We start from the raw sequence: 9,880 nt of genomic DNA, 5'->3' as shown, positions 1-9,880 counted from the left end.
ATATAATGATATAGAGTTAAAAGAGTTTGTTATAATAGGAAAAGTAAAAGGTATATTAATAAAGGTATAAAATGGAAGCAACAACGTTACAAATTGTGGATGTAGTAGGAACATGGATAGCAAGTATAGGAACAGTAGGAGCAGTAATTACTTCATTATGGATTGCTAATAACTCAAATAAAGTAAAGCTTAATGTAAGTGCTAGCGCTAGAGTACTTATTGATTCAACAAGAAATGGTAATCCATCATTATGCTATATATCAATAGTTAATATAGGAAATAAAATTGCAAAAATAAATAGTATTGGTTGGAAGATAAAAAGAGGTAAGAATAAACAAGAATTTTTTCAAAATACAAATGGATCAATTGCTGATAAAGTACCTTTAACCTTACAAGAAGGTGATGATGCAACTATTACAATAGAATTTAACGGTGAAGCTAATTGGTTAGAGTCAATTACCAAAGCTATACAAGGATATAGTATAAAAGATTTAAAGCTAGTAGTTGTTACAAATACTGAAAACTTTGAAGTATTTATTGATGAGAGTTTAGTTAAAGAAATTATGAAGGAAAGAAAAAGATTATCAGAGTTATAGTAATATATTTGCTAATAAAAGGTGAGTGAATAAGAGTATTAAAGTATAAAAATTCTAAGTATTAACATTTCATAAGCAAATATATAACATTTCTAAAGCGTTTCTACAGTAAACATTAAAAAAAGTATGCAAAATACAAAAGCTAAAAGAGAAGAATAATAAAGCATTTTCTTAAACATTTTTTCTTGTTTGATTCTTTCTTATTCGAAGAAGTCTTTTATATGCTTTAAACTGGAATATAAACCTATACTGTCTGTTCTTCTTAAAGCTCTTTTTTATTTTAGAGATAAAAAGTTTTAGTTTATGAAAAAGTTCTTTAGCTTTCTTAAAACTTGAAGTACTTTCAAACCATAATAAAGCAGATACAAAAAGTTCTTTTCTTCTATTAAACCAAGTGATTTTTACAAGTTTATCATGTCCTTCTTGGTATAAAATCTTTACAGGAAATACCATTAAAAACTTTGCTATATAAAATAAAATTGCAAGTAACACTTCACCTTGAACAGCTAATATTCCTGAGTAGATTCCAAAATATTCCATAATTAAAAATAGACTAATAAAGATAAATAGTACAAAGTATTTATTTGCTTTTTGGTTTATATATATTTTAAACTTTTCATATATTTTTAAAGCTCTTAAAAACTCAAAAAGTCTTTTAAATAGTAAATGCCAAAATATGTCCCAAAAAACAATAACTATAAAAGCTAATGATAAAAATATAGCTCTAAAAAACCAATTTGAAATCTTTTTGATTTTAGTAGTTTTTATTTTTTGTTTTGGTATTTTTGAAAAGTCTATATTTTCTAGTTGTATTTTAGAATCAAGCTTTTCATAAAAAGAGCCAAGTTTCTTGATAGTCTTTAAAGCAAAATCAAGTATGTTTTTTGGTAGTAGCTCGTAGGTACAAAAAAGTATTATTAGAAATATTATAAGATAGTTAAGCATCTATGCTTCCTTAATAAATAGTATCCATATCAATAGAAGCCATAGGTGAAGTAATTGAATGAAGTGAAGTAAGTAGTGCTTTTACATTTGAAGAACGTAAAATAATTTCATATCTAAACTTATTTGCCATTTTAAAAATTGGTGATTGTCCAAATCCTACTACTTCAATATCTTTATTTTCTTTTAATTTTTTTACATAAAAATCAAGTTCATCTTTTACTTTTAGACCATTTGTATGTGCAAATATAACTTTTGCCATTTTTAAATATGGTGGATAAAGTCCTTCTCTAAACTTTAGTTCTGTTTCTAAAAACTCTTCATAATTCGATTCATTTAAATAAAAGTCAAAAAAATCTTCATTCTTAGTTTGGATGATTACTTCACCCTCACCTTTTCTTCCACTTCTTCCTGATATTTGAATAAGTAAAGATAAGGCTCGCTCTCTTGCTTTATATGAATTCATATTTAAGAGTGAATCAATTCCAAGTACAACAGCTAATTTTACATTATGATAATCATGTCCTTTTGAAAGCATTTGTGTTCCAACTAAGATATCAATATCGCCTTTATTAAACTCATTTAATATAGTTTTTAACTGCGTATTTGTTTTTACCTTATCTCTATCAAATCGCTTAATTACTTTGTCTTTAAAAATTTCATTTAATTCTTCTTCAATTTGAGCAGTTCCAACTCGCAAGTTATGAATAACTCCTGTTTTACAGCTAGGACAAAATTCAGGGATTTTTTCTGCATACCCACAATAATGGCATTTTAAAGCTAAATCATTTTTATGTAAACTCATAGAAACAGAACAATATGGACACTCAACTGATTTACCACAAGATGTACATATTTGATATTTAAAATTTGCACGTGTTGGTAAAAAAATAATAACTTGATTTTTTGATTCTAAAGTTTTTGATATTTGATTTAATATTGGAATTGATAAACTTGCATCACTATCATCAAATTTGTATTTTTTACTTGTATCATGATAAGTTTGAGTAAGCCTTATAAATGGCACCTTATGAAAAGAAGATGTTGATACTGTTGCACTTCCAAGTACAAGTTGAATATCAAACTTTTTAGCCATATATATACTTAAATCTTTTGTATGAAATCTTGGCTTTGAATCACTTTTATAAGACTCATCATGCTCTTCATCTACAACTATTACGCCTAAGTTAGAATATGGCAAGAATAAAGCAGACCTAGCACCTGCTATTAACTTTATACTTCCTTCTTGTAAACCTTGAAGTATTTCTGTTTTTTTCTTTTTTGTGATTTTTGAGTGCCAAATAGCAACGCTTTTATCAAAAACTTTTTCAAGTCTTTTTTGCATTTGAGGAGTTAGTGAAATTTCAGGCATTAATAAAATTGCTTGTTTATTTTCATTTAAATGTTTTTCTATTATTTTAATATAAATCTCAGTTTTTCCAGAACCTGTATTTGCAAAAAGTAGTGCTTGTTTTTTTTCGTTTAAAAAATCATAAGCTTTAGTTTGCTCACGAGATAAAAATATTTGACAATCAAAAGTCTGCTTTTCATCTAATATCTTTATATCTTTATTAAAAGGTATATAAACACTTAATGCTTCACCTAAAGAACAAACATAGTATTGAGATACAAACTTTGCAGTTTCAAGCATTTGAGTATCATAGTATTCACATGACACTTCATCAATACTTACACATTTAAACTCTGGTTTTTCTACAACTTTTACAACAACAGCATCACTTAAAGCTTTTCTATTACGTAGTTTTACAGCAACTTTTGTACCTACTTGAATCTCTTTTTCACTTTGGTATGTAAGAGGATTAAGAGGGGATTTTAATAAGGCTACTTCATAATAAAACACTATTCTATTTCCTTACATATTTCAAAACTACTTTTACACTTAAATGAGTTATCTTCTAAGGTAAACACTACTTTTTTACTAGAGCTAATTATATATTCATAAGTAGTTAATGAAGTCTTTATCCATTTACCAAGTTCATTTAAACTACTTGTTGTTGAAAGAAGAGAAAAATCTATTACTTTTGTAAATAAAGGCTCATTTTTTTTATCAACTAAAGCAGAGTCTAAACTAAGAATATTAGAATCTTCTGCTAATAATATTTGATTTGTTTTAAACTTATTTATACCATTTCTTATAATTGCAAGATTTGATTTAAGTTCAGTGATTTTAGAAGTACTTGTAATATTACTAAACTTTGGAATTGCAAATGTTAAAACTATTAAAATTGTTGCAATAACAATTAATAATTCTAATAAGCTAAAAGCTTTTGTCATTAAAATCTTGCTAATTTTGTTGAAATCTGATCTACATCATTTTTAAATGTTGAGTATTCTTGAGTTATTCTAATATATGCAGCTAATAAATCTTTTGTATCATTGTTTTTATTTAAATCTAAATATTTTGTAAGTTCTTTTTCCATATCAGGAGTTACATTTATAGTATAAGCCATATTGTTAATATGAAAAGTAATATCTTTATTCACCTTTTTGAGCCTTTATTAATGTAAGAGTACTATCTATTCGTAGAAACATATCTTGATTATTTCTAGATAATTCATCATTATCATTTTGTAAAGACTCAAGCTCCTGCTTTAAAGACTGATTCTCTAGCTTTAATCTTTCATAATCATGTAATAGTTTATCAATTTTAGTATTTAATGTTTCTATTATTTCCATAATCGCATTCTACCTAAATTTTCCTAGTAAAAAAATTTAAATAATAGTTATTTTACTAATTCTCTTCATTTATGAAAATATTTGCTACTTGATAAAGCATTGCAACAGATTTTCCCCACTGCGAATAATCATCAATATCTTTTAAATCAAAACCAAATTTTTCTGTTATTTTTTTTATTAAATCTTTTTCATTAACATGAAAATCATTATCAATGTGAATTAATATCATCAATTCTAAAAGAATAATTCTTTGACTTCTTTGTGATTTATAATTATTTAAATTTTCTTCTAAACAAAAATTATCAATATCAAAAGAATCAATATTTTCAATTCCCATTTCAGTACAATAAGATGAAATCACTTCATCTTCTCTTTCTCCATAACTATTATCAATTCTTGCTAAATAGTGAGCTAATTGTAAAAATGAAAATTTTTCTCTTGCTTCTAATTGCATTAATAACATATATTAACTCCTATTTTTTTATTCTTATTATTAAGCACCTAAATATTTAGCTCTAATTTCATCTGATTTTGCAAGTTCACTTCCAAGTCCTTCAAGTGCGATTACACCATTTTCAAGAACATAAGCATAGTCAGATATTTCTAAAGCTGCAAAAGCATTTTGTTCTACTAATAAAATAGTAATACCTTCTTCTTTTAATCTAACTATTGTTTCAAATAACTCTCCAATAATTTTTGGAGCCAAACCAAGTGATGGTTCATCTAGCATAAGAAGTTTTGGACTTGACATCAAAGCTCTTGCGATTGCAAGCATTTGTTGCTCACCTCCACTCATAGTTCCTGCTAATTGACCTTTTTTTGCAACTAGTCTTGGAAATAGTCTAAACATCTCTTCTTGTAATTCTTCATATTTATCATCATTATTAAAAGCACCCATTCTAAGGTTCTCTTCAATAGTAAGATTTTGAAAACATCGTCGTCCTTCAGGAACTAATGCAATATCATTTTGAATAATTGTATGAGTTTTCATTGAAGAGATATCTTCATCTCTAAATGTAATTTCACCATTTTTCTTAACATCATTTACAATAGATTGTAAAGTGGAAGTTTTTCCTGCACCATTTGAACCAATCAGTGAAACAATTTGTCCTTCTTTAACTTCAAAATTTACGTTTTTAACACCTTTTATAAGTCCGTAAAATACTTCTAAATTTTTAACTTTAAGCATGTTTGAAATCTCCAAGGTAAGCTTTAATTACTTCTTCATCTTTAATTGCATCTTTGATATCACCCTCAAAGATTGTTTTTCCATAATCAAGAACCATAACTCTATCACATAATTTATTTACAAACTTCATATCATGTTCAATTAATAAAATTGTAATATCAAACTCATCTCTAATCTTAAAGAAAAGCTCTGCTAATTCATGTGTTTCTTGTGGGTTCATACCAGCTGCTGGTTCATCTAAAAGTAGTAGCTGAGGACTAGCAGCTAATGCTCTTGCTATTTCTACTTTTCTTTGTTGACCATAAGAAAGTGAAGTTGCAAGTTCATCTGCATATTGGGCAATATCTAAAACTTCCATAATCTCTATTGCTCTTTTTCTAACTCTTCTTTCTTCTTTAAAGAATCTAGGAAGTCTAAAGATAGCTTCAAAATATGTATAAGTTGCTTGATAATCAAATCCAATTAAAACATTATCCATTACAGTCATTGAAGTAAATAATCTAATATTTTGAAAAGTTCTTGCTATTCCTCTATGAACAATTTTATATGGTTTAATACCATTTATTTTTTGTCCATGAAATTTAATATCACCCTCTGTTGGTTCATAGTTCCCAGTGATGATATTAAACATTGTTGTTTTACCTGCACCATTTGGACCAATTAATCCGTAAATCTCTTTTGCTTGAACGCTAAAAGAAGTATCTTTGATGGCTGTAACACCACCAAATTTTTTAGTTACATTACAAACTTCTAAAATCATTTACCAGCCTTTTTCTTTTTGAAGAAATCTTTTAGTTCTTTTTTACCAACTAAACCTTCTCTTGCAAAAAGCATTACTAAAATTAAAATAAGTGAGAATACAACCATTCTCATACCAGGAGTTCCATCAGTTTCTATTCCCATAAAACTCATTGGTTCATCTAAGAATCTCATATATTCTAATCCTGCCATTACAAAAATAGTTCCTAAAATAGCACCCGTTGTACTTCCTAAACCACCTAATACGATGATAATTAATAATTGGAATGTTAAGAAGAATGTAAATAAATCTGGACTAATACTTGTTAATAAAGAAGCTAATAATCCTCCACCAACACCTTCAAAGAATGCTGAAGTTGTAAATGCATAAGTTTTAATCTTAAATGTATTAACACCCATAGCAGTCGCTGCATCTTCATCATCACGTACTGCTTTCATCGCACGACCATATTTAGAATAAATAATATTTAAAATAGCAAGAACTGTAAATATAGCAATACCACCAGTCCAATAAAGATTTGAATATTCAGGAATATCATTAATTCCAAGAGAACCATTTGTAATTTGAGGATTATTAATAGCTAAAATTTTAATAATAAAACCAAACCCTAAAGTTACAATTGCAAGATAATCTCCACGTACTCTAAATACAGGGAAAGATAAAGATAAGGCAACTAGTGCAGAAATAATTCCTGCAAATAATAAGGCCCAAGCAAACTCTGCTTGCATTGCTAAAACCCAAGCAGATGGATCTTCAATATCATATTGATAAAGCATAGTATCAGCATCAACAATTAAAATTGCAGTAACGTAAGCACCAATAGCAACAAATCCATTTGGTTCAAGTGAGAATTGACCAGTAATACCATTAATAAGATTATATGAAACAGCTAAGATTATAAAAATAGCAACGTTATTAATAATTCTAATTGTATATTCATCAAATGTATTTTGTGCAAACCATGTAAACCAAATAGCAGTTACAATAATAGCAAGGTTTATTAACCTTTGATTAGTAAATATTTTATCTTCAAGCATATTAGAACCTACTCTTTTCAAGATCTTCACCCATTATTCCAGTTGGTTTAAAAAGTAATACGAAAATTAATAATATAAATGCAAAAGCATCTTTATAACCACCAAGTTCAGGCCAAAAAGCAATAAACACAACTTCAGTAAATCCAATAATAAATCCACCAATAACAGCACCTGTTACTGAACCAATACCACCAACAACTGCAGCAGCAAAGGCTTTAAGCCCAACAAGTACACCCATCATAGGTTCTACACTTGGATAATTAATAGCCCAAAACAATCCACCAACAGCAGCTAAGGCAGAACCTAAACCAAATACAATTGCAATGATTTTATTTCCATCAATACCCATTAGGTTTACTGTTTTAATATCAAAAGAAAGTGCACGAATTGCCATACCATACTTTGTTCTATATAATACATATAAAATTCCAAGTAATAAAACTAAAGTTACAATTGGTACTGTGATTGAAGCTACAGAGAATACAACTCCTGATACATCAAATATTTTTTCCATATACTCTGGAACTGGAAAAGCTCTTGGAGTTCCACCTGCAAATACTGTAAATGCATTTTCTAAGAAAAATGAAATACCAATTGCAGTAATTAGTAGTGAGATTTTTGGAGCTTCTCTTAAAGGTTTATAGGCAATTTTGTCCATTAAAACACCAAGTAATGCTGCTATTGTTACTGATAACATCATTGTAACAGGGAAACTAAGTTCAAATACTGCCATAAATGTATAACCTAAAAAGGCACCAACCATCATAATATCACCATGGGCAAAATTAATAAGCCTAAGTACTCCATATACCATTGTGTATCCGATTGCAATAAGGGCATACATACTACCCAAACTAAAACCGTTTACTAACTGTTGCATAAACGTTAATATATCCATTAAATCTCCTGATTTTATTAAAAAGCTGTCACTATTTACACTAATAAAAGTAGTTTTTATACTTTTATTAATACAAAAAAAAAGCCTAGTAATCTCTTACTAGACTTTTTAAATTTATTTATTTATTACGGGTTAACTGTTGCTTTAAATCCAGCTTTACCATTTCTAATTTCTTTAATAACTGCAGATCTAGTTGCGTTACCTTCAGAGTCAATAGAAATTTTTCCTGAAACACCATCAAAATCAGTTGTTTTTTTGATTTGTTCATTAATACAAATTGAGTTTGTAGGGTCTTCACATCTATTCATAGCATCAATTAAGATATTATATGTATCTGCACCTAATGCTGTAAATGAATTTACTTCTTCTTTTCCAGTATCTTTTTTATGGAAAGCTACAAAATCAGATGAAGTTTGAGATGGTGGGTTTGTATAGTCAAAGAAATCAGTAAACATATACCCCTCAACAGAATCTCCACCTAAATCAATGAATGTTTGGTTAGCAACACCATCACCTGAGAACATTGGTTTATTTAAACCTAATTGTTTAGATTGTCTAGTAATCATTGAAGCTTCTGGGTGATATAAAGGCATAAACATAAAGTCTGGATTAATTTGTTTAATCTGAGAAACTACAGCTTTAAAGTCTTTATCTCCTGAAGTTACTTTGATTTTCTTAACAATTTTTCCACCTTTAGCTTTGAAAGCTTTTTGGAATGCTTTTGCAAGTCCTAAAGAGTAAACTTGTGCTTGGTCAATAACTACAACTGCTGTTTTGTATCCAGATTCAAGTGCATAGTTTGCAACAACTTCACCTTGGAAACTATCTGTAAAACAAACTCTGTTTGCAAAAGTTCTTCTTGCTGTTAACTTATCATTTGTAGCAACAGATGCAATAACAGGAACCTTTTTCTTATCAGCAATAGCAATTGCTTGAGCTGTATTTGTAGAGGTTAATGCACCTAAAATAGCAACTACTTTGTCAGAAGAGATAAGTCTAGTTGTAGCATTTGCTGTTTCAACTTTATCACCTTTGTTATCTAATAATACAATTTTAATTGTATCACCATTTTTAAGTGTAGGTTGTTGCTTATGTGCTAATTCTAAACCTAAGTTAGTAACTTGACCATAAGCTGCTAATGGACCAGACATTGGCATAACTGCCCCTACTTTAATCTCTTTTGCCATTACTACACCACAAGTAAGTGATGATGCAAGAGCTATACTTAACAATTTTTTCATTAATTCTCCTTTGTTATAATTACAATATCATTATATTATGTAAAAATTATATAAAGATAGCTTATTTCTACATATAAAATGCATAAAAGTTATAAATATTATTACAGTAAATAACAAACACTCATGATTTTTGTCTATTTAATATACATTTACTCACTAATAATAAGCTCTATTTAATTCATTTCCAAAGACATCAAATACATATCTTCACCATCAATTACTTTTATCTTTACACTTTCACAAATAGGACAACAAAAGTCATTTTTTTCTAGAGTTGATGTTGTATTACAATCAAAACACTCTATCACTACTTTTTGATGATTTATTATAAATTGAGCATCATTACAAACGGTATGTTCTTTAAAAGTATCAAAAGCTGTTTGAAGTAAATCAGGTTCTACTCCAGATAAAACTCCAATTTTTACAATTACTTTTGTTACTTCTTTTGCATCATTATCTTTTACATGCTCTTCACAACTCTCTAGAAGTGATTGAACTATTGAATATTCATGCATTTATA

13 protein-coding genes are annotated in these 9,880 nt (G+C 28.1%); 1 reads left to right on the top strand and 12 read right to left on the bottom strand.

Annotation, left to right across the window (positions count from 1 at the left end; translation table 11 throughout):
* Window positions 1-71 precede the first annotated feature (71 nt).
* Window positions 72-596, top strand: a complete 525-nt coding sequence (locus tag GBG18_RS14200; protein ID WP_152192129.1) for a hypothetical protein — start codon at window positions 72-74, stop codon at window positions 594-596.
* A gap of 171 nt (window positions 597-767) precedes the next feature.
* Here the strand turns inward: GBG18_RS14200 and GBG18_RS14195 are convergent, their stop codons facing one another.
* The 12 genes from GBG18_RS14195 to hypA all read right to left on the bottom strand — a co-directional run bounded on the left by GBG18_RS14195 (window position 768) and on the right by hypA (window position 9,875).
* Window positions 768-1,541: a hypothetical protein gene (locus GBG18_RS14195; protein WP_152192128.1), complete on the bottom strand. Its 774-nt coding sequence runs from the start codon at window positions 1,539-1,541 to the stop codon at window positions 768-770.
* A gap of 10 nt (window positions 1,542-1,551) precedes the next feature.
* Window positions 1,552-3,399, bottom strand: a complete 1,848-nt coding sequence (locus GBG18_RS14190) for a primosomal protein N' (protein ID WP_152192126.1) — start codon at window positions 3,397-3,399, stop codon at window positions 1,552-1,554.
* Window positions 3,399-3,833 (bottom strand): type II secretion system protein, encoded by a 435-nt coding sequence (locus GBG18_RS14185; protein ID WP_152192124.1) that lies wholly within the window; start codon window positions 3,831-3,833, stop codon window positions 3,399-3,401. Before GBG18_RS14185 ends, GBG18_RS14190 begins: the two co-directional genes overlap by 1 nt.
* Entirely contained in the window at window positions 3,833-4,042 is a 210-nt protein-coding gene (locus GBG18_RS14180; RefSeq protein WP_152192122.1) for a hypothetical protein, read from the bottom strand. Before GBG18_RS14180 ends, GBG18_RS14185 begins: the two co-directional genes overlap by 1 nt.
* Window positions 4,035-4,235, bottom strand: coding sequence for a cell division protein ZapB (gene zapB, locus GBG18_RS14175; protein ID WP_152192120.1), 201 nt, complete (start codon window positions 4,233-4,235; stop codon window positions 4,035-4,037). Before zapB ends, GBG18_RS14180 begins: the two co-directional genes overlap by 8 nt.
* Window positions 4,236-4,290: 55 nt before the next feature.
* Window positions 4,291-4,698, bottom strand: coding sequence for a TerB family tellurite resistance protein (locus tag GBG18_RS14170; RefSeq protein WP_152192119.1), 408 nt, complete (start codon window positions 4,696-4,698; stop codon window positions 4,291-4,293).
* A gap of 30 nt (window positions 4,699-4,728) precedes the next feature.
* Window positions 4,729-5,424: an ABC transporter ATP-binding protein gene (locus tag GBG18_RS14165; protein ID WP_152192117.1), complete on the bottom strand. Its 696-nt coding sequence runs from the start codon at window positions 5,422-5,424 to the stop codon at window positions 4,729-4,731.
* Entirely contained in the window at window positions 5,417-6,184 is a 768-nt protein-coding gene (locus GBG18_RS14160; protein ID WP_152192115.1) for an ABC transporter ATP-binding protein, read from the bottom strand. The genes GBG18_RS14165 and GBG18_RS14160 overlap by 8 nt, the downstream gene beginning before the upstream one ends.
* A complete protein-coding gene (locus tag GBG18_RS14155) occupies window positions 6,181-7,221 on the bottom strand; it encodes a branched-chain amino acid ABC transporter permease (RefSeq protein WP_152192113.1) in 1,041 nt (346 codons plus the stop codon). Before GBG18_RS14155 ends, GBG18_RS14160 begins: the two co-directional genes overlap by 4 nt.
* Window position 7,222: 1 nt before the next feature.
* Window positions 7,223-8,119, bottom strand: coding sequence for a branched-chain amino acid ABC transporter permease (locus GBG18_RS14150; protein ID WP_152192111.1), 897 nt, complete (start codon window positions 8,117-8,119; stop codon window positions 7,223-7,225).
* Between the two features lie 125 nt (window positions 8,120-8,244).
* Complete coding sequence (locus GBG18_RS14145; RefSeq protein WP_152192109.1) at window positions 8,245-9,360, bottom strand: ABC transporter substrate-binding protein; 1,116 nt, start codon at window positions 9,358-9,360, stop codon at window positions 8,245-8,247.
* A 173-nt stretch (window positions 9,361-9,533) separates the two neighbouring features.
* Window positions 9,534-9,875, bottom strand: coding sequence for a hydrogenase/urease nickel incorporation protein HypA (gene hypA, locus GBG18_RS14140; RefSeq protein ID WP_152192131.1), 342 nt, complete (start codon window positions 9,873-9,875; stop codon window positions 9,534-9,536).
* Window positions 9,876-9,880: the final 5 nt, after the last annotated feature.

Origin of the sequence: Poseidonibacter ostreae, assembly GCF_009208075.1 — a bacterium.
Classification (GTDB): Bacteria; Campylobacterota; Campylobacteria; order Campylobacterales; family Arcobacteraceae; genus Poseidonibacter; species Poseidonibacter ostreae.
The sequence above is the reverse complement of the archived record's forward strand: the minus strand, read 5'-3'. Positions and strand labels throughout refer to the sequence as shown.

What these genes read in the sequence shown, in the direction of transcription:
- GBG18_RS14200 (WP_152192129.1), top strand. Translation starts at nt 72, where the DNA reads ATGGAAGCAACAACGTTACAAATTGTGGATGTAGTAGGAACATGGATA.
- GBG18_RS14195 (WP_152192128.1), bottom strand. Translation starts at nt 1,541, where the DNA reads ATGCTTAACTATCTTATAATATTTCTAATAATACTTTTTTGTACCTAC.
- GBG18_RS14185 (WP_152192124.1), bottom strand. Translation starts at nt 3,833, where the DNA reads ATGACAAAAGCTTTTAGCTTATTAGAATTATTAATTGTTATTGCAACA.
- zapB (WP_152192120.1), bottom strand. Translation starts at nt 4,235, where the DNA reads ATGGAAATAATAGAAACATTAAATACTAAAATTGATAAACTATTACAT.
- GBG18_RS14170 (WP_152192119.1), bottom strand. Translation starts at nt 4,698, where the DNA reads ATGTTATTAATGCAATTAGAAGCAAGAGAAAAATTTTCATTTTTACAA.
- GBG18_RS14165 (WP_152192117.1), bottom strand. Translation starts at nt 5,424, where the DNA reads ATGCTTAAAGTTAAAAATTTAGAAGTATTTTACGGACTTATAAAAGGT.
- GBG18_RS14160 (WP_152192115.1), bottom strand. Translation starts at nt 6,184, where the DNA reads ATGATTTTAGAAGTTTGTAATGTAACTAAAAAATTTGGTGGTGTTACA.
- GBG18_RS14155 (WP_152192113.1), bottom strand. Translation starts at nt 7,221, where the DNA reads ATGCTTGAAGATAAAATATTTACTAATCAAAGGTTAATAAACCTTGCT.
- GBG18_RS14150 (WP_152192111.1), bottom strand. Translation starts at nt 8,119, where the DNA reads ATGGATATATTAACGTTTATGCAACAGTTAGTAAACGGTTTTAGTTTG.
- GBG18_RS14145 (WP_152192109.1), bottom strand. Translation starts at nt 9,360, where the DNA reads ATGAAAAAATTGTTAAGTATAGCTCTTGCATCATCACTTACTTGTGGT.
- hypA (WP_152192131.1), bottom strand. Translation starts at nt 9,875, where the DNA reads ATGCATGAATATTCAATAGTTCAATCACTTCTAGAGAGTTGTGAAGAG.